The 20910-nt window shown below is 48.5% G+C and carries 16 protein-coding genes and 2 pseudogenes; 14 read left to right on the top strand and 4 right to left on the bottom strand.

Translation table 11 applies throughout. The features are described 5' to 3' along the window. Window positions 1–1550: 1550 nt before the first annotated feature. The 8 genes from KNP98_RS13115 (at window position 1551) to KNP98_RS13150 (ending at window position 11202) form a co-directional block, all read left to right on the top strand. Entirely contained in the window at window positions 1551–2627 is a 1077-nt protein-coding gene (locus KNP98_RS13115; protein WP_214811746.1) for a hypothetical protein, read from the top strand. Between the two features lie 626 nt (window positions 2628–3253). Next, window positions 3254–4033, top strand: a complete 780-nt coding sequence (locus KNP98_RS13120) for a ParA family protein (protein WP_214811750.1) — start codon at window positions 3254–3256, stop codon at window positions 4031–4033. Continuing rightward, window positions 4030–4722 (top strand): hypothetical protein, encoded by a 693-nt coding sequence (locus tag KNP98_RS13125; protein WP_214811752.1) that lies wholly within the window; start codon window positions 4030–4032, stop codon window positions 4720–4722. The genes KNP98_RS13120 and KNP98_RS13125 overlap by 4 nt, the downstream gene beginning before the upstream one ends. Continuing rightward, entirely contained in the window at window positions 4719–5495 is a 777-nt protein-coding gene (locus KNP98_RS13130) for a ParA family protein (RefSeq protein WP_214811753.1), read from the top strand. Before KNP98_RS13125 ends, KNP98_RS13130 begins: the two co-directional genes overlap by 4 nt. Continuing rightward, window positions 5492–6286 carry a hypothetical protein gene (locus KNP98_RS13135; protein WP_214811755.1) on the top strand — a complete coding sequence of 265 codons (795 nt, stop codon included), beginning with the start codon at window positions 5492–5494 and terminating at the stop codon, window positions 6284–6286. Before KNP98_RS13130 ends, KNP98_RS13135 begins: the two co-directional genes overlap by 4 nt. 192 nt (window positions 6287–6478) lie before the next feature. Then, window positions 6479–7693, top strand: coding sequence for a hypothetical protein (locus KNP98_RS13140; protein WP_214811757.1), 1215 nt, complete (start codon window positions 6479–6481; stop codon window positions 7691–7693). Then, a complete protein-coding gene (locus KNP98_RS13145) occupies window positions 7677–10250 on the top strand; it encodes an SNF2-related protein (RefSeq protein ID WP_214811760.1) in 2574 nt (857 codons plus the stop codon). The genes KNP98_RS13140 and KNP98_RS13145 overlap by 17 nt, the downstream gene beginning before the upstream one ends. Before the next feature lie 214 nt (window positions 10251–10464). Then, the gene (locus KNP98_RS13150) at window positions 10465–11202 is read left to right on the top strand and encodes a site-2 protease family protein (protein WP_214811761.1); all 738 of its coding nucleotides are present in this window, start codon (window positions 10465–10467) and stop codon (window positions 11200–11202) included. A gap of 97 nt (window positions 11203–11299) precedes the next feature. Here the strand turns inward: KNP98_RS13150 and KNP98_RS16105 are convergent, their stop codons facing one another. The 4 genes and pseudogenes from KNP98_RS16105 to KNP98_RS13165 form a co-directional block, all read right to left on the bottom strand. Further along, window positions 11300–11704, bottom strand: a complete 405-nt coding sequence (locus KNP98_RS16105; protein WP_353048596.1) for an HNH endonuclease — start codon at window positions 11702–11704, stop codon at window positions 11300–11302. Between the two features lie 78 nt (window positions 11705–11782). Next, window positions 11783–12040, bottom strand: a pseudogene (locus KNP98_RS16190) (hypothetical protein); the annotation flags it as partial. Window positions 12041–12047: 7 nt separating this feature from the next. Beyond that, window positions 12048–12278: pseudogene (locus tag KNP98_RS16290) on the bottom strand (hypothetical protein); the annotation flags it as partial. Between the two features lie 123 nt (window positions 12279–12401). After that, window positions 12402–13178: a coiled-coil domain-containing protein gene (locus KNP98_RS13165; RefSeq protein ID WP_214811769.1), complete on the bottom strand. Its 777-nt coding sequence runs from the start codon at window positions 13176–13178 to the stop codon at window positions 12402–12404. Window positions 13179–13347: 169 nt separating this feature from the next. On the opposite strand from KNP98_RS13165, the gene dcm reads away from it, so the two are divergent. The 6 genes from dcm (at window position 13348) to KNP98_RS13195 (ending at window position 20693) form a co-directional block, all read left to right on the top strand. Continuing rightward, the gene (gene dcm / locus KNP98_RS13170; protein ID WP_214811772.1) at window positions 13348–14610 is read left to right on the top strand and encodes a DNA (cytosine-5-)-methyltransferase; all 1263 of its coding nucleotides are present in this window, start codon (window positions 13348–13350) and stop codon (window positions 14608–14610) included. Between the two features lie 103 nt (window positions 14611–14713). Next, a complete protein-coding gene (locus tag KNP98_RS13175) occupies window positions 14714–15754 on the top strand; it encodes a DNA cytosine methyltransferase (RefSeq protein ID WP_214811774.1) in 1041 nt (346 codons plus the stop codon). Between the two features lie 18 nt (window positions 15755–15772). After that, window positions 15773–16846 (top strand): DUF262 domain-containing protein, encoded by a 1074-nt coding sequence (locus KNP98_RS13180; RefSeq protein ID WP_214811777.1) that lies wholly within the window; start codon window positions 15773–15775, stop codon window positions 16844–16846. Then, window positions 16843–17583, top strand: a complete 741-nt coding sequence (locus KNP98_RS13185; protein WP_214811780.1) for an MAE_28990/MAE_18760 family HEPN-like nuclease — start codon at window positions 16843–16845, stop codon at window positions 17581–17583. The genes KNP98_RS13180 and KNP98_RS13185 overlap by 4 nt, the downstream gene beginning before the upstream one ends. An 86-nt stretch (window positions 17584–17669) precedes the next feature. Continuing rightward, on the top strand, window positions 17670–18143 hold the full coding sequence (locus KNP98_RS13190) for a very short patch repair endonuclease (protein ID WP_251135186.1): 474 nt from the start codon (window positions 17670–17672) through the stop codon (window positions 18141–18143). 48 nt (window positions 18144–18191) lie between these two features. Then, window positions 18192–20693: a sigma factor-like helix-turn-helix DNA-binding protein gene (locus tag KNP98_RS13195; RefSeq protein ID WP_214811786.1), complete on the top strand. Its 2502-nt coding sequence runs from the start codon at window positions 18192–18194 to the stop codon at window positions 20691–20693. The last annotated feature ends 217 nt before the right edge of the window (window positions 20694–20910 follow it).

Below are 20910 nucleotides of genomic sequence, written 5' to 3' on the forward strand. Positions count from 1 at the left end.
TTATCAGTTTTAGTTATATCTATGGAGAGGTTAATGTCTTACTTTCTAACAGAAGAAGAGCGTACGGTTTTTTATCCGTACGCTCTTCTTCTATTCCCATGTATCCTATCGTTTCATGTCCGTCTCACTGCTTATCCATCCGTAAAGCCTACGTACCTGTTTTCCTTGAAGCCTTCGAATATACCTTCAATCTCTTGATTCATCCGTTGCTTACGTCTTCATTCTTCGTCAATCATTACCTGATCGAACTTCGTCAGAAATTCCATCCTTATTCTATTTTTTTCATCCTCATCCATCTCCGTGGTCAGCCATTCCATGCTAGTCAGATTATCCATCGGTATGGATATCATTCGATGAAGTCACTCATATGTCTCTCATACTTCTCCAAATCCACACCGACGGCCAAGGCTCCATCTCTCCATGTAGCTGGACTTTCTGTATGCTTCTTTTCCGATGTCCTCATTTCTTTTAGACCTAATGATAGTTTTCACGATTCGATCACCAAGGCGGAGTAAAAGGTGACGCAGTAGAGTAGGAACAATGCCAACATCAACAAGAATATGCCATCTGAGCTCAGGTCGAACATCTTTTCCATATCCGGTATCGTACTATCGACTGATTCCCATTCGTGTAGCATCCGAACAGACGACCTTCCATTCTCTCGTGAAGAATCACATTTGGATTGATGATGTGTTAGGGTGATATCGGTCGTAATCACAGACGGAACAAACTAATAGGAGGGAATCGGACAGTTTTGGTCGTCATGTACCGTACTCTACTTACCAATTTCGATGGACAATCATGGTCGTTGGATTGAAGACAGTCATCGAGATAAAAATACTTTTAGAACATACGTTCCCTTTATAGAATATTAGTCTAGATATACATTGTGGATCTTAGATTAGAGATATCGGATTGGAATCAATGTAGATGTCGAATTATGTCGTAAAACGATCAATTTTTGATTATGGTCGTCCAATCCCGTACCAGAACGACATATATTCATCGATTAGAGATGATTTCTGTCGTTTTTGACCGTACCGAAATGACACTTTTATTGTTTTGGTCGCCTGTCACCGTACCGGAACGACATTTTAGAAAGAATGGTCGCGAATCCCCGTACCAGAACGACATTTTAAAGAATTCTTCAGATTTCTTAAATTTTTTTTTAATCGTTCCACAACAAGATTTGTCGTCTTCCACCGTACCGGAACGACACTTTTCCTTGTTCCGGTCGTCTTCCACCGTACCGGAACGACACTTTTGACGTTCTGGTCGCCAGCCACCGTACCGGGGCGACATCCGGCAGTCAGAAAATCATGAAAATAATAGCTAAGAGAGGCCATGGATGGCTTCATATCGGGATTCCTTGGATTTTGGTCGTTTTCGACCGTACCGAAATGACATCTTTTTGACTTATGGAAACGGCTTCATATCAACGTTTCTGACATGTTGGTCGTCTTTGACCGTACCAGAGACGCGTTTTGACAGTTCTCCCCCTGGACAGGATACTAATCTTAATAGTTCACAGAGTAGGGGAGGTGTAGGCAATGTCGATGAATCAGCAGAACAGACACGTATTGGTCGCGAACAAGGTGCTGATCGCCATGAGCGGTCTGACACGTTGGACGAAACGAGAAGAAGGCTTTATGTATGAGCAGCATCACTATAACATCCCCGGACCATTCCTCGCTCTGAAATGGACGAAGTCGCGGATCCGCCATCTTCTCACGTTGCTCTCGCATTGTGACGACAAGGGCATGTTGTCCCTCGTCGAGAGCGAGGCGCTCGCGGACCATGCCCGGACCTCCGTCCGTTCATTGCACGACAACCTACGTCTGTTCGAGGAGGCGGGGCTCATCCGGTATGACTTCCATTTCACCGGCGTCCTATCGATCGAGCTCGTCGACTACCTCTCCAACTATCGTGACCTCACGGAGGAATCAGGCAGCTTCGGTTCGAAGACGGGATATACCTCCATCTGGTGCGGGATGATCCGTCATCTCATGGAAATCAATCACGTCAACATCCTTCGCGTGGCATTGCGTGCCCTCGTACAGGTGGAACGCGACATCCATGTCCAGTCTCAGGAGAAGGCCATCCTCACCTATGACGAGGTGAAGGGCTTCCTCCCTCGCTACTGTGGCCATCGTCTTGCGGTGAAGGGCATGCTCGACCAGCTCTCACGCATCTTCGACGTACAGCTCGTCGAGGACACGAAGGACTTCCTGTCGGCCGTCAAGGGTAACATCTCGCTCAAGCGACGCATACATACCGTCACACGTCCACTCATGTTCCAGATGAAGATTGGGGAGAAGGTCGACAGCAGACGCATCCGCGAGGCGGAACGCGCGAGCACGCTCATCGGTTGGTTCGACCTTCGTGAGGTTGCCCGTGACTTCGTCGACTTCGACCTGCTCGAGGTGCCGCAGGCTTCCCTCAAGTCGCTCAGCGACACGTACGGGTTCGATGCCTGTGACGAGGTCCTGCGTTCGATCCGGAACGACTTCCTCCGCTACGGGGAACGCCTACAGGAGACGGACGTCTACAGTCTCTTCTTCCAGTCCCCAGTCCTCTATCTCAATGAGCGTCTGAGACGACTCTCGGAAAAATTGGCCATCGCATGATGGTCTATTTGTCATGCTCTTTTCTGAAAAAGATGGTGAAAACGAGTAAAAACATCTCCCATATCGGCGTCATCGGGCTCGAAAAAGGATACGGACGCATCCGGGACGTCCATCCTGGCGGTTTTTCGAATGTGTCATACCGTTCAGGAAAAAAAACAAATACCTGTGACACTAAAAAAGGTAATGAATACAAAGAAACGACTCGTTCAGAACGAAAACGAGTATCAGGAGCACATAATTCAAACGAAAGAGAACTTCCTCAAATCATCCTGTCTCTTTATCAGATGTCGATATCAGCAAGAAACGTTGGCATCCAATGCTCTATGATCGATTCTCGTTTTCCAATTCCTTTTAATTCTTTTTTAATCTCTTTAATCTCCTTGAATATTTGTAATGAAGATAATCTGGTAAGCCCTCATGTCATCATCTTGTAAAAATAAAGTTCGCTCTATTGATTGAAGTACGAAAAGAACGACAAAAAACATTGTATACATTTCGACATCGAAACGTATACATGATAATAACTTTATATACAAATAAATATCACTTAAAAACGACAACGAACTATAAAATTATTGTCTTCAATCGACTTGTATGTGATGATGGAAACAGAAAGGGGAGAGATGATGAACATTCTGACGTTCTACATATCAAAGGGAGGTTCCGGGAAGACCACCTGTTCCCTCAACATGGGCCATGCTCTCGGTGAACTTGGACAACGCACACTGCTCGTGGACCTCGATCCACAAGGTTCCCTTAGCAAGCTGATGCTCAAGGAGTCAGATACAATCAAATACATGACGCTCTTTGACGTCCATGCGAGAGGACTCGCCATCGAGGACATCCTGTTCGACGACGAGAAGCATAATGTCAGTCTCCTTCCCTCCAACGAACGGAACGCCCGACTCATCAATCTGATATCGGAGCAGGACAAGCTCTTCTTATTAAAAGACATGTTGGAACCATTAGCCGAGGAGTTCGATTGGATCATACTCGACTCTGTGCCCTCAATAAATGAGCTTTCAAAGGTCGTTCTATCCTGTGCGGACCATGTCGTAGTGCCCTTCATGCCGAAGAAGTTGGTATATGACCAGCTCGGCAGCACCATCCGGACGATTCGTCAGGTGAAGAAGTTCTACAATGCCTCGCTCGAACTGACCGGAATCATGCCGGTCGCAATCGATGCTGGCCTCAAAGGTGACCGTGAATATGCCGAGTCGATGCGCACGCTCGCAGAGTCGGAGGGACTCGACATACTACCTTCCGTCCGTCGTGCAGCGTTCATCGAGAAGGCGGCAGACAACGGAAAGAGCGTCCTTCAATATAAGTCGAAGGAAGGTATCGAGCTCGCACTCCCGTTCAGGGAACTTGCGAGACTCATGACAGAGGGAGGGAACCCAGGATGAAGGCACGTAACAGACAAATCCATAAGGTCAAGCCGCAGGAGCAGCATCCTTACCGGAGTGGGTTGACGGACATCGGGTCCGTCGTCCAGAAGCTCCCGGTCTCGCGTGACCTCGAGAACCTGGCCCTCGAGATCCAGGAGCTCGCGAAGGTGCAGACCATCTCTGTCTTCGAAATCGGTAAACGTCTCTCGATCGCGAAGTCGGAGATGCATGACAACCAAGAATGGCGGAGCTTCCTCGAGGTCGTCAGCATGTCGAACTCCCTGGCCTCCCGCTACGTTAAGGCATACGACACTTTACAGCCTCTCGAGGAATCGCTCGGCAGCCTACCAGCCTCGAAGATATTCGAGTTGATGTACGTCGAGGACCCGGAGGACGTCGTACTGAACGGACTTCCCGTGACGGATGGCCGGAAGCCGATCGAACAGGCGACCGTCCGTGAAATCCGGGCGAACCGATCCAGTACGTCAGGGGTGAAGGTCAGTGCCTTCCGACAGAAGGATGCGACGTCGACCGTCGTATCGGCACGCGTCCCATCCGAGACGTCCGAAAAGATACAACGAATCGCGAGCGCACGTGGTCTCAGCATCAGTGAGCTGCTCTCACAGATGATCGAGGAGACACTCGTACGTGAAATCATAGAAGACAGGCCAGAAGCAGATGCCATGGAAGGGGACGAAGACCGATGAAAAAAATCGCATTGTACAACCGTAAGGGCGGGGTAGGGAAGTCGACGACGACGATCAACCTTGCGCATGCCTACGCGAGGGACGGCCTACGGGTTCTCGTCATCGATGCGGATGACCAGGCCTCGACGTCGAACGGCCTCGGCCTGACCGAGGACTACCCAGGGAAGGTCTTGCTCGATTGCCTACTCGAGGAGAATGATCCGTTCTATTCACCAATCGAGCAAGTCATCGTCAATTGCGAGTATGAGACCGGGACCATCCATCTCATACCGACACGCCGCTCGGCCTCGCCGACAGGGTTGACGAGCCAGATGGGCTACGAATACAGACTCAGCGAGGAGTTGGCACGCGTCGAGGAACTGTTCGACGTCTGTCTCATCGACTGCCCAGGTTCGACGTCTGCCCTGAACCCATACGCACGTTGTGCACTGGTCGCTCAGGACATCATCGTCATGCCGGTACAGATGCAGAAGTTCTCGATGGATGCCGTCTACACGGCACCGGAGGAACTAGAAGAGATGAAACGCTATAAGGAGGACATCCATATCGCGGCATTCGTCCCGACGATGGTCGGATCGCGCTCGAAAGGTGATCTGACGACGGTCGAGGAGCTCGTCGACCTCGGACGTGAGGTCGGCATCCCGGTGCTGACGACGATCCCTTACATGGTCAAGGTCCAGTCCCTCCAGCGTGAGTCACGTCCGGTCATCGATCACAAGGGACCCGCTACTGACGCCTACCTCAAGCTCGCTGAGGAGGTATTCGCCTTATGAGTCGCAAAAAGAATGCACCGACGTTCTCGAGTTTCCAGGCGAACGGGACGCTACCGGCGACAGGACCGAAACCTGACGCAAGGGAAGAGAAAATCGATGCCGTGAAGAAGTTCTCAGCGTCGACGACGGTCAAGAACCCTTATCAGTCCTTGTCGGCGACCGCGCTCTCGCGCGTCATCTCGAAGAACCTTCCGGGGAACATGGACGAGTTGGTACAGTACTATAATCATATCGATGCCATCCATGCGACGAGCTTCGTCGAGAAGTGCCGTGTCCTCGCCCATGCCCATGAGTTGTTCCGCAACGAGGACACGCGTACGGAATTCCGGAAGGAGGAGGGCGGATGGCTCGAGTTCCTCGAGAAAATCGGAATGTCGCAGTCGCAAGTCAGCCGGTTCGTCTCTTTCTGGAACGTCTTCGGTGAGGAACTGCTCACGCAGGCGATCTCGGAGGACCTCACGTCATCGAAGCTCGCGGAATTGTTATCCTGGCCGGAAGACCCACGAGCGGCAATGCTCGATGGACGTACATATCCTATCGGAGATGGTGAGAAGACCGTCTATGAGATGACACGGGAAGAACTACGCGAGGTCAAACGGATGCTCAACGAGCGCAAGGATGAGCGCGTCATGGACCAGCTGCCTCCACGCCGTACCGCCAAGATACAAATCGATTTCGGGAACGCCGACGATCCGTTGTTGAAGAACCTACAGAATCGGGCGAAAGAGGAAGGGACGAGACCGGAGGACATCATCCGTCTCGCACTGGAACAATATCTGCGTCGAGACTAGTATTTGGAACAGGCATCCGGCCACCGGATGCCTGTATCCATCTGAAAATACAAAACAAGTAAGAGCATTCTAATTTCCCTTACTTATTTTCTAAAACAGATTGTCTTTATTTTCTATAAATGTGTAAAATTTAGATATGAGAACGCATGCTCATACGAGGATGCACATGACATTTGGGAGGAATCACACGACATGAACTTCGAAAACACGATCGACCTACAGAAAGAAATCGGAAAAAGCATCTCTTTGACGGACGGGACGCGCAAGCTGACGATCAAAGGAAAAACACGTAGCTATCCGGTATACCAGATTCCACTCGAACACTTACTCTATAACCGTCAGAACGGACGTATCATCAGCTCGATGAACCGTTATGAGTCGGAAGGCAAGGACATCCAGACCCTCTCGAAGGAGGATTACAATGATCTCGTCGAACAATTCATCGTCGAGTCCAATAAGTTGGCACTCGACAAGACGAAGAAGAACATTGATCTCTTCGGACAGCGTCTGCCCGGCGTCGTCCTGAACGACGGGACGGTCGTCGACGGGAATCGTCGTTACACGTGTCTTCGTCAATTAAAGCGTGAAGGGAAGACGACGTTCTTCGAGGCGGTCATCCTTGACCCATCGGAAGGTCTCTCCGCCATCGACATCAAGCGACTCGAGCTCAACCTGCAACATGGTGAGGAGCGGCCGGTCGACTACAACGCCATCGACAACCTGGTCGAGGTCTACAACGACATCGAAAAGAACAAATACTTCACGGTGAAGGAATATGCCTCGAACACGAACAAGACCGAGGGAGACGTCAAGAAGATGCTCAAGAAGGCGAACCTCATGGTCGAGTTCCTTACGTTCATCAACGCAGAAGGAAAATATTACGTCGCACGCGACATGGAACTCGATGGTCCGCTTCAGGAAATCATGCTCATCCTGAACAAGGAGAAGGACGAGGAGGAACATGATCGTGTCAAGAGTGCGCTGTTCACTTCGATGACTCTCTCGAAGGATGGGGACCTGACGAGATACATCCGACGCATCGGCAAAGAAATCATCCAAGCGGGAAATCGTGAACAGTTCCTGGATGAATATGACGAAATCGTCGAGGACGTCTACGAAGCATATCAGGAAGAAGTCAGCGTGACGGTGAATACGGTCAAGAAGTTGAACGAGAACCTCAAGAACGTACGCGAGGAAGCAAGCTCTATCGTCAGCAAGCGAGTGGACGAGACGGTGTTGACCCGTGTCAAGATGAAGCCGATCGATTCATTGAACACGGTCATCCGGACGCTCGACAACGTCGATGCGGACCAGATTGCTCGGATGGACGTCGGATCGAAGAAGGAGTTCTCCCGTCTCGTCGAGCAGATTCGGAAGGAACTAGAGGCCTATGAATCACGACTCTGACTTCCGTGACCTGGTGCTACGCCCATCCTATTACACGACGGAGCATCAAATCGGCAAGGACTTCTATACGCCCGTCCTCGGAAGGGCGGTTTCCTATGACCGGGTCAGCGGGTACTTCAGCTCGAAGGCACTGGCCTCCTATGGTCAGGGCGTCAAGGGACTCGTCCAGAATGGTGGACGGATGCGCCTCATCGTCTCAGAGGAATTGAGCGAGGAGGACGTAGGACTGATAAGGCAGGGCTATGCCCTACGGGAACAGACCGTAGAAAGTCTACTCGAACGACTCGACGAACGGCTCGATGACCAGGAGATGATGGACTACTGCAACCTCGCGCATCTGATTGCGAGTGGTGTCGTCGACATCCGCATCGGGTTCAAGTCGTCCGGGCTCTTCCATTCGAAGTTCGGCCTCGTCGAGGACGGTGCCGGTAACATCATCTATTTCACAGGATCGAACAATGAGACGAGCGCCGCCATCCAGAACAACTTCGAGTCCTTCGACATCACGACGACATGGCTCTCCTCGCCCTTCGACATCGAGAAGATTCCTCGTGCGCGCCGCGAGTTCGACCTGCTCTGGGCGGACCGCATGCGTGAGGAGAACATCTACGTCAAACATATCGAGGAACTCATCATCAAGAAGATACTGACATACGACAAGGGGACGATCATATTGGACAAGGAGATGCTGCAGGAGGACGCGATGATCCTGACGGTGGACGATGGCCGGTTCGTGATACACGACAACGTAGCGCCAGGGAAAATAAAAGCGAACGAGCTCACCATCAAGACGAAGCTGAAGCCTTATTATCACGTGGAGAAGGGGTATCCTCATTTTCGCGAGGAATTGACATACGTGGAGATGCGGAAAATCATCGAGCTCTTCGAGAAATTAGGTCGACGACGAGACTTCGATGTCGTAGTGACACGTGCGCTGGCCGAATATCTCGACCGACAGACCTATCTCATCGAGGAACGCTCGAACTATGCGATGCTTTTGAAGACGCAAGATGATCGTATCGAGGACAAGTACGCCCGCTTCGCGTCAATCGTCGATCGTGAGCTCCATCGTGAGCTCCGCGATAAACAGATGCAGTCCGCCTTCTACATGGCGGAGATGCATCGTGCCGCCAACTTCTCCGTACCAGGCGCGGGGAAGACCTCGATGGTATACGGGGCATTCGCCTATCTCTCCTCACAGGAGATTGATCGGGTGAACAAAATCATCATGATTGGTCCGAAGAACACCTTCCTCGCCTGGAAGGACGAATACGTCGAGAACTTCGGGACGAAGCGAGAGCTTCGGCTACTCAACATCCATGACACGGACGAACCCATCCGACAACTCCGTCTCGGTGGAGATTCGTTCGACCTCGTCCTCGTCAACTATGAGTCACTTGGTCGATTCGAGGGTGTACTGAGTGACGTCATCGATGGCCGCACGATGCTCGTCTTCGACGAGGTCCATAAAATCAAGGGCATGAAGAGCAAGCGCGCCCAAATCGCGAAACGTCTTTCGACGCTGACGTCCTACAAGTACGTCCTGACCGGTACACCGATACCGAACACCTATGAGGACGTCTATAACTTCCTCAACATCCTATACGCCGAGGACTATAAGAGTTTCTTCAACTTCAAACCAAGTGAATTGAAGAATCCCACCTCGACAAGGATTGAGGAAATCAATGCCAAGCTGTTGCCATTCTTCTGGCGGACGACGAAGCACGAACTACAGGTGCCACAGGCAGAACCGGACATCCAATACCACGTGGAGGCGAACGATGCCGAACAGGCCATCATCGACCTGATCCATCGTAAGTACATGGGTAACGCGTTCAGCATGTACATCCGACTCCTTCAGGCGTCCACCTGCCCCGAACTCCTGTTACGGGCGCTCGACTTCCAGGAGATGTATGGGGAAGAGGAAGCCACAGGATTATCCTTCACGAAACAATCGGACACCACTCCGGTCGTGCTCGATTGGTCGGAGGTCGAGCTTCTACGTCGTGTGCCGAAGACACGGAAGTTCCGTGCAGCAGTGGAGCTCGTCTCCGATCTATACGATGAAGGGAAAACGTCCGTCGTCTGGTGTATATTCATCCATACGATTGATCAGTTCCATACAGAGCTTCTTGCACGTGGCATCAAGGCCGAGGCCATCTATGGAAGCACACCACTCGAGGAGCGCGAGCGTATCATCAAGTCGTTCCAGGCGGGTGAGCTCGACGTCATCATCACGAATCCACATACCCTCGCCGAATCGGTCTCTCTCCATCACGTCTGTCATGACGCGGTCTATCTGGAGTATTCCTTCAACCTGACACACATGCTGCAATCGCGGGATCGTATCCATCGACTCGGTTTGCCGCAAGGACAGTACACGCGTTATCACTACATGATGATGCAGGGACAGCCGGAGGCACATGGAATGGTCGACGAGAAAATCTATGACCGTCTCAAGATGAAGGAACAGCGCATGCTCGACGCGATCGAGAATGGTGAACTCCGTCCTGACCCGACCGTCGACTATGACGAAATCGTTTCGCTGTTCGACTGAGTCTTGCGATTGTAAGTGTGGTCTCTGCAAAAGTCAAAGACCTGATAAATCGGATTGGAGGGGGTAGGGTTTCTCGACGTATCACGGAACCCTGCTCCCTTTTCCATGTTTCGGAAAGCGTCATTTATTTGGATATATCAAGAGTCCGATGAGCTCGATTGGCTTTCTTCCGAAGAGGCTTGAGCTCATCGAATCCTTCGTAAGGAGTAGGAAGATGTCCTACACAATGTTACTTTTCACTTTTCTACTTGCCACGACGCTCCATGAGCTCGGACATGTCATCGGAGCGAGGATTTCGGGTATCGATGTCTCCACGTTCTCGATAGGGTTCGGTCCCGTCCTCGTCAGGAAGTCTCATCGTGGCGTCACCTATCAAATCTGCATGATTCCGCTCGGAGGATATGTCATGCCCTCGGGTTCCACGATCACTCGATTGAGACGCATCGTCTTCATCGCGACCGGATTGCTCACCAGCATCATCCTCGTCCCGGTCGGTTGTCTGTCTCTTCTTCAAGTGATTGATCCGAGCAGCTCGTTCGTATCCGGTTTGGACCGACTGATTGCTCCTTGGTTAGAGGATCCCTTGCGTTTCCTGTACGACAGCCTGTCCATCTTTCTGGCGGACGGACCACCCACGTTCGGTTCGATGATTGAGTTGCTGGCGGCGGCGAGCCTGTTCATCGGCTTGGCGAACTGTCTTCCTCTCCTCATGCTCGATGGGGGACAGATTCTCTTCCTCCTTATCGAAGGATGGTCCCCGTCGATAAGGAGGAACGAGCAGGTCCTATTCCTGATCAGCTACTGTATGCTGGCGCTTCTCATCGCTGTTCCGATGCTGTTCTTCCTGGCCCGGGAAATCAGGACGACGTATCCTATCCTGTTGATGGGGATCTTTGTCCTCTATCGCGTCATCAGATTGACACCGGGTTTCTCGCTCAGGATGAAAAAATAGGACGATATACATGAAAAAAGGGATGGACCAGGTCCATCCCTTTTTCGTTCATTCATCCATGTGGGTTTCGGATGACTGGAGACGTCCTTTGAAGCCATCAATGTGCCTCATCGAAGCGGATGCGATGGCGACGCATATAGTCCTCCCGTCCGGTCCAGTTCTCGATGGACATGTCTTCCCGTAATCCCGCGAGACGTCGGTTTTCCTCGTCCAGGTGTGGCGTCACGAGTAGCCGGCCATCTGATGCGAAGGAGGTGAACCCCTTGTCGAAGAGGCCGTCATGCATCACGCAGAGGACGAGACCGTTGTCCGGGTCATCCTTCTGCGATGCGTCCGATAATGCCCAGGGGAGGATATGGCTTGCGACGAACAACTCGCGTACGTCGAGCTCGCAGAGCTCACAACATGCGCTCCGTCTCAGTAGTGCATCGCGGAAACGGGACTGGGAGATGCGATAACGCGTCATCCGCATGCCCTCATGGTTTCGAGTCCGTAGAGACATGAGCTCTTCGGAGGAGGATGGTGAGGGTGACACAAGGCTCGTCGTCCCCGGATTCGCACGATTCCGGCGGAACGTGCACCAGGCGGTGGGCTCATGTACGCTCTTTTCCATGCCGAGCTTCAGGTCGAGCAACCATTCCCCGGGTATCCAGATGGGGAGGACGGTGAAGCGGGCGACCAGGTTCTCGTATGTGTCACCGGATTCCAGATGATGGAACGTCTTTCGATAGAGCGCCTCGTCGAGCATCATGCCGTCGACATGGGGGAGGGCGAGACCGACGTACCGCACGTCACGGCCGACACGCTCGAAGTAGAAGAATGGAGCATGATGACTCGCCTTCGAATCATAAGCCCGGCCACTTCAGGAATGTCTTGTTCCCGCGTTGCTTCGTGTCGCGGAAGTCCTTCCCGGGCATCTGATTGTCGCCATAGTAGACGAGGATGCCGTTCGCAGGATCATGATGGTTCTGCCATTCGGCCTGCTTGCCAGTATCGAGTAGGATTGTGAATGCCTCCTCTCTGCCGAGAGCTGCCTTGCCCTCGACCATGGCGCGACGAATGCCGCCTTGGTTCCCGAGACCGCGTAGTCCTTCCCCGAAGCGGAAAAAGGCTTCTCAGAGGCTCGTTCGCGAAGTGCGACGACTCGGTCCCGGCAGGATAGACCTTACCAGGTATGAGGTCTCGTGGGATGACGTGGCTCATTTGTCATCCTCCGTATCATCGCTGTTCCGTCTTTCGCGATCCCGTAGTACCGCCAACTCGATGCGTTCCGCGACGGCTGATGCATGACGCTCCTTCTCGTGCTCGAGAAGCCTTACCTGCATCATCAGTTCCCGGTTCTCCTCCTCGAGACGCTCGACGTTCCGTGAGCGGGCCTTGTAATCGTCCGTGACCTCGGTCAGGCTGTGGAGTTGTCGTTGCAGCTGCTCCTTCTCCTCGTCGCCACGGCGGACCTGTTCCTCGAGGTGGAAGACCTCCTTACGCAATGACTTGACCGTTTCGGCATGCTCCTTCTCAAGACGTGCTAGCGCGTCGACGGCATTTCGTCTTTCCGTCTCCGCCTTCTCCATGGATGCGAGGAGCATCTTCTCCTGTTCCGCGAGCTGTTCACTCGCGAGTCGTCCTTCCTCCTCAATCCGAGCATGTTCTTCCGTGACCTCAGCCTCAAGTCGGGAGACGGCCTCCTCATGACGCGAACGGACGGATTCTATGTCTGTCGCTTGACGCTTCAGGCGTAGGGAACGTTCCTCGAAAAGGTTCCCAATCTGGCGAAGTAACAAAGAGAGCTGCTCGTCCTCCTCCGTCAGCAAGGGATCGTGCGAGCGATTCTCGCTCAATGTGACGAACTCCTCGAAGAGCTGGTTCGTCGTCAGCTGGCGTTCGCGTACCAGCTCAGAAATCCTGCGTGTCACCTCTTCCGACAGGCGGAAGGACTTGTTCTTCATTTCGTTCGTATCATTATTCTGCGGCTCCATGATCATCTCTCCATATGTATAGTTATTTTAGTGCTTCGATGGCCTCATTATAACATGGCGTAGAGGCGAAAAAGATTCTTGCGAGGACGCGAAATTTCGATCTGTTCAAAGCGAATATTTTCTGCTATAATTGAGAAACTGATAGATAGCGAAAGGATGTTCGTATTTCATGGGAACAAAAAATAGATTAAATACAATCGAGTTGTTCGCGGGGGTAGGAGGTTTCCGTACCGGTCTCGAACAGGCGAATCCAGACCTTTTCAAGGTCGTGTGGGGGAACCAGTGGGAACCTTCGCGTAAGGCGCAGGACGCATTCGATTGCTACGCATCGAACTTCAAGGAAGGTATCCACTCTAACGAGGACATCACGACTGTGACGGACGAGGCATTCAAGAACCTCGATGCCCAGCTCGTCGTCGGAGGTTTCCCGTGCCAGGACTATTCCGTCGCGCGGAGCCTCTCGGGTGAGAAGGGGATACAAGGTAAGAAGGGGGTACTCTTCTGGGAAATCAAGCGTATCATTGAGGCGACTACCCCACGTTACGTCCTTCTCGAGAACGTCGATCGACTCTTGAAGTCGCCGGCGAAACAACGAGGACGTGATTTTGCAGTCATGCTCGCGACGTTCCGTGATCTTGGCTACAAGGTCGAATGGCGTGTCCTGAATGCAGCAGAGTATGGTATGGCCCAACGTCGGAGACGCGTGTTCATCTTCGCCACTCGGGATGATTCTGGCTTCTCGAAAGAGCTTGAGTCCTATGAGGCGGACGACATACTGTTCGAGAAGGGCTTCTTCGCACCCGTCTTCCCGGTCAAGTCGGAGGTCGTGAAGAATCGTCGCCTCGTCGGCATGTTGCCGGACGATATCGTCGAGATTTCGGACACGTTCTCTGCGAATTTCCATAACTCGGGGTATATGCACGAAGGGCGTTTCTACTCCATCCATACCGAGCCGGTCTTCGAGAAACCTACCCCGCTTCGTGATATCCTACAACCAGAGGACACGGTGCCAGAAAAGTTCTACCTGAAAGATACGGCTATCGAGAAGTTCAACTTCCTCCGAGGTGCGAAGAAAATCGAGCGGACATCGGCCGACGGACACAAATACATCTATGCCGAGGGTGGCATGTCGGAGATAGACGATCTCGACAAGCCTGGCCGGACGATGCTGACGAGCGAAGGGACGACCAATCGGAGTTCTCACGTGGTCGAGGTCAACGGACGTCGGCGTTTCCTGACGCCGCTTGAGTGTGAGCGGCTGAACGGATTCCCGGATAACTGGACGAACACGATGAGTGACCGGATGCGTTACTTCTGTATGGGGAACGCACTAGTCGTCGGTCTCATTGAACGGATGGGTCAGCGTCTTGAACAGATTGAATTTCTTCATCCCTTAAAAGTACCAGAACAAGAATCTTTTTTTATCAAATAAAATATTCGATTGTACTTTTATGCACCCTTTTTCGGGTGCATTTCTTTACTACATTCAACATCTAGAAGAACTATGCTTATATTTTTTATTGGAGGGTTTTATTTTGAAAGTAGCAGCAATTGATTTATTTTGTGGAATCGGAGGCTTGACGAAAGGGGTATCAAATTCTGGAATTAAAGTAATTGCAGGAATTGATATTGATAGTGAAAGCCAGTTCGCGTACGAGAGTAATAATGATGCATGCTTTATTAACAAAGACGTTACTAAAGTGACCGCTCAAGAAATACTAGATTTATATCCAGCGGATACGGATGTGAAAATCCTTATGGGCTGTGCTCCTTGTCAACCTTTCTCGACATATAATCAAAAAAATGGTAAAAATAGAAAGAATGTTGATTTGATTGGTTATTTTTCTAAGCTTATAGCAGATGTACAACCTCACATAGTAGCGATGGAAAATGTTCCACAGCTCTCTAAAGAAAAGGTATTTGAAAGTTTTTTGGAAGCACTAAGTCAAAATGGTTACGAATACACATGGGAGAAAGTCTTTTCTCCTGATTATGGTGTGCCTCAGACAAGGCATAGATTGATTTTACTCGCTTCAAAATTTTCAAAAATATCTTTGATTCCTAAAAAATATACAGAAGAAAGCTACTTGACGGTAAGAGATATTATTGGGAATTTACCATTTTTAAATAGCGGCGAAATTAACCGAGGAGATTTATTACATCGATCAGTTAAGTTAAATGAGAAAAATATAAATCGGATTATGCAATCTGTTCCTGGAGGAACTTGGCGTGATTGGGACGAAGATATCAGATTAGAATGTCACAAAAAAGACAGTGGAAAAAGCTATGACGCTGTATATGGAAGAATGCGATGGGATAAACCTGCTCCTACAATAACTACCAAGTTTTATGGATATGGCAATGGTAGATTTGGACATCCAGATCAAAATAGAGCTTTGTCATATAGAGAGGGTGCTTTACTTCAAACTTTCCCGATTGACTATAAATTTTATGACGTGTCATCTAAATTTAGCGGTAAAAAATTAGGAATTCAAATCGGTAATGCAGTGCCAGTAAAATTAGGTGAAGTAATAGGAGAATCTATAATTACTCACTTGTTAACATTAAATAATTAAATTAGAGGAGCAAAAATTTTGGAAAACAAGACTGAAAACACTGAGATTAAGATAACTCCCGCAATGAAAAAAAATGCTGAAAAGCAAATACTAGAACTTCAGTCAAAAGTAGATTACGATATCAGAGATTTCCCCATACAGTTCATAGTTGATAAATTTAAAGATGAAACATACTTTGTTCCTGACTATCAAAGAAATTTTGTATGGTCTGAGGATGCTAAAACGAGATTGATTGAGTCCATTTTACTTGGTTTGCCTATACCTTTAGTATTTTTATCAGAAACTGAAGATGGAAGATTAGAGATAGTAGACGGTGTTCAACGTATAAGTACTATAGCAGCTTTTTTAGGTAATAAATTGGAGTTGACCTCGTTAAAAAAGCTTGATTCAATAAATGGTTTTAAATTTAAAGATTTGCCTCCCGCTCAACAAAGGAAATTAGAGTCTAAGTCATTGAGAATTATTGTCATGCAAACGAATACAAGTGAAGAAATCCGTAAAGAGCTATTCAATAGATTGAATACATCTGGATTGAGAGCTTTAGATTCTGAAGTTCGTAGAGGGACTTACTCCGGTGAATTTATGAACATGATAGAATCATTTGCAAATGATCCAAATCTTGAGGAAATTGCACCGATTGGTAAAAGGAGCATTGAGCGAGGTGGGTATGTAGAGTTTGTGTTACGTTTTTTTGCCTACTCTGAAAATTATATGAACTTCAAACATTCTGTATCCGGGTTTATTGATGAATATATTATTTCTAAAATGGACGATTTTGATATGTACGAAATGTCTATAAAATATACAAAGATGATAGATTTTGCGATGAAGTACTTCCCTTATGGTTTTAGGAAAACAGGTAGTGGCAACATAACTCCGCGAGTAAGATTTGAGGCTTTAGCTGTAGGAATAAGTTTAGCTTTAGAACTAAATCCGAATCTTAAACCTAAAGACGTACTTCCTTGGTTGGAATCAGAAGAATTTAAAAGATTGACAACCTCTGATGCTAGTAATTCAAGGACTAAGTTAAAAGCTAGAGTGGAATACGTTAGAGATAGTTTATTAAATATGGAGAGAGCTGAAAATCAATGAGTATAACAACTCCTGACTTTGAGTATGAAAAAAGAGTGAGCGAAGTTGAGTACTTTTTTTCTTGTATAGACAATTTATATAAATTTGTTGATAAAGAGTCCGGTAATATTAGATTTAAAAAAATGCTCGTTGATGATAGCAAAAATCATTCTGACTTTTTAATAATACTAAAAGCTAATTCAATGTTAATGCTATATAATCTCATCGAATCAACCATAAGATCATTATTTCAAAAAGTCTATGATGAGATAACGATTCAAGAAATGACCTATGGCGATATTTCAAAAGAACTTCAAGATAAATGGATTGATGTTTCTTACAAAAAATTGAAATATACAACTACTAATTTTGATCAGCATAAAGAAAAAGCAGTTGAAATGATTAATTACGTCATTGAGAATAAGTCGATTGAATTAACAGAAAAAGATATCGATTTAAGTGGAAATATTGATTTGCGGCAAATAAAAAAAATATTTGAAAATCATGGGATTGATATTTCTGGAAATCACATGGGGAATAAGTTAGGTAATGGTATGAATTTAGTAAAAGATAAAAGAAATAAAATGGCGCATGGAAATATTTCTTTTATAGACGGAGCAAGAGACTCTACTTTAGAAGATTTAATCAGATTTAAAGAGGATATAATCGATTACTTAAATACTCTTCATGACACTGTCTCTGACTATATACAGAATGAAGATTATAGATTTGCCAGTGAAGAAGGTGCCCCTGCATAATAATGCGGAGGTGCCTTTTTTGGTTTCCCGATGACCGATAAAAGGAAAAGCTGAATATATTGAAATGTACAGAGGGGAGAAATATGATGGCGATCAAGAACAAGAACCTCAGCAAGGTCAGGGGTACGGATACGAAGATGGAAGTCAAGGTGAGGCACGCATTGTGGCATCGGGGGTTACGCTACCGGAAGAATTATCGGAAGCTCTTAGGGACGCCAGACATCACCTTCCCGGCACAGCGTCTTGTCGTCTTTCTCGACTCATGCTTCTGGCATGGATGTCCTGTCCACTATAAGGAGCCGAAGAGCAATGTCGAGTTCTGGCGCAACAAAATCAAACGGAACCGAGAGAGGGACAAGGAGCAGACGGAACATTATCTGTGTCAGGGTTGGACCGTGCTTCGCTATTGGGAGCACGAGGTGAACGGAGACTTCAATCGGGTGGTGGATGAGATTGATAAAACATATCGTTCATTGCGCGGTAACGGTGCAGACAATCAGGAGTCACGCCTCGAAACATACCTCGAGGAAGAAGTAGACATGAGCGACCCGTGTGATTGAAGATTGGTATATAATGGGGGTAAAGAGATGGAAGGGAAGATATGAAAGATGTCACAGGATGATGGAATGATTGCGGATATGCGAATGCTTGGGCTCCTTGATCTTGCAGATGCGAAAGCGAGCAAGTTAAGCATGTCATCGGTTTTAAAGGTGATGGAGGAAGGATATAATCTCGAGGACTTCATGAGTGATGACGAGGAAGCCATAGCGAGAGTACGAGCGAACACGAGACGCACTATCCTAGAACTATTGAAAGAAGCGACTTCAGAGGAAATCATATTTTTGATGGAGGGGAAGTCACTCTATAGGCTCGCCTTGGCAGATGGTGGAGTAAGTGAGCAAATCGTTCGGAATCTCTTGATACCATCTGGGCTGAATTATGGAAGGTTGGAGGGATTGGATTACGATATGTTCAGACAGATGACCGGTGGTGGGGAACGTCAAGTGACCTTCGCAAAGCTAATCCGCTCTTATAAGGCAGACGGTGGTGGGTGGAGTTTAGTCGAGGAGAAGCAGGGGGGGCGTTCGAGAAAAATCGGTGTCCGGCAGCTAAAGAAAATTGAGAGGGACTTGACGATTCTCTACGACGACATGACAGACCAATCTACCGTCCACGGCTGGGCAACGAGGACAGGGCTGACGGACGATGAGGCGCGAATCGGGCTTGAATCCCTAGTACAGAACGAGATGCTTGAAATTATGGATGACCGGGTCGTCAAAAGAACGAAGTGTTTGATGGAGGCACTAGAAATCATTCCTGAAATACATAGGACGATGCTACAGCAGCGATTGAGTGGCATGACATTGCAAGAGATAGGAGAGGCGAACGGAATCACGCGTGAGAGGGTCCGTCAGGTCCTCATGAAGTCACTCGTCAGCATCCCACTCACACATGTCGTCGAGGCGAGAAGAGTGAGATATCTCTATGAAAACTATGATCTCGATGCCCATTTCTTTGAACGGGTTCTGCTTCAGACGCGGGAAGTTTTCCACTTCATGTTCGAGAAATGTCCGAAGGGTGTCATCGAGAAGCGCGCAGTCTACTCATTGCTCCGACTAGAAGAGAGGAAGCGCATGCTCTTGAGTGAGGGGCTCTATGAGGATCTAAATGGCGAGGCCTCGATACTCTCGAAGGCGGGACTCGTAGAAAAATATTATGCCTTGAGGGGACGAGAGACGGAGCACGTGTCAATTCACTACCAACGCTATCTCGCATTTATCGAAGATGAGTTATATGGTAGAAAGGAGCTGCTGGAGGTATATAGTATATCAGAACGTGCTTTCGAGGGACTGTCTCACAGGACGGAAGGTTGCCTGAAATCAGCTGGACACCAGATCAGATATCTGGATCTCGACACTATCTTCGAGGAACGTGTGGCTATCGAGGAGCTTTTTGTTTTGAATCCAGGTATATACAATACACGTCTCATCTACGATAGAAACCTGGAATACTTTGAATCACTAGATATCAGGAATCATCATGAACTTCATAACATCATGAAGGATAATCTCAAGATTGAGTCGATACAAATGCGTCGGATGCCTGAGTTCGGTGTGGAGGTGACGAAAAAGCTGGATTGGCTGATAGACCTTATAGATGAGATGGGTCCGATACAACTCGAGACGTTCCTCCTACGCCTAGAGGAAATCTATGGTTTGTCGATTCCCTCCACACGAAGCCTGATACAGGCGGAGCTGTCTGACTACATAACTTCGCAGAATGATCTCGCTCATGACATACCTGAGCTATCAGTGAATGAAGAGGAGTTCATCCGCTCGATACTGACTAAAGACGTCTATACCTTGCAAGAACTGGACGATGCACACGGAGCTGAGGTCGATGACTTCCGACATCGCTACTTGAACAAGCGGAACCTGTCGATTGTCGGATATGATTTGAGATGGGGGCTCGTCATCCGGAAAGAGTTAGGGAGTGGTGAGAAGTATTTCCGGCGGGTCTTGTTGTCCGAGGATTATTTCCGACGCGACGATTCTCCTGCGCAAAACACTCGGTCTTTCTGGAATGCGCTTCTTAATCTCCAGGAAAGTCTCGACCTGTTCTGTATCGAGGAAGAGGTTTACATGAACATCTTGGTCCTCGAACGAGCAGGTATCAGGAAGAGGGATGTTGCCGACTTCCGAAGCAGGGTCGTCAGCCACTTCTCAGATGGACGATACTATACGATGAAGAACATACGTGATGAGATAGAGCATCCCCTCCTGAACCTGTGGTTCGATGATATCTTCTATGAGCGAATCTGTCGGAGTGATGCTAAGGTCCGCTTCATCCCGGTACCTTCTGGAGATGTATTTTATCAGGCGCGAGAAAGACGGAATCAGGTTGATTTCATTGGTCACTTAAGTGTGGATGGAATACAAATTGACGACTTACGGAAATCCATAGAACATACATATGGTATCGTATTCGAGCGAGCGAAAGTAATAGAGAAAATCAATTCATCGAATATGTACTACACGCCTGAGATGGAACGTGTCTATCTTGGAAAACAAAGCTTCTTGGATACGATTTACGGTATAGAAGAGAAGTGAAAGGTACCGTCCATTCTCTCTTCAAACGATGAACGGGATGTCTTTAACAAAAATTAGGATTAAGAATCAAAGGTTCTCAGTCTGTTCTGTGCTGTGCTCCAGGCGTCATACAATCTACTTATAATTTTTTTTATACGTCAAAGAACGATAACCGAGCGTGTCGATGCGAGGAATTTTCTCTACCGTCCATCTATTGTGTTCGATGTAGTTCGTTCGA

Origin of the sequence: Exiguobacterium sp. s127 (genome assembly GCF_018618695.1) — a bacterium.
In the GTDB taxonomy this organism is placed as follows: Bacteria; Bacillota; Bacilli; order Exiguobacteriales; family Exiguobacteriaceae; genus Exiguobacterium_A; species Exiguobacterium_A oxidotolerans.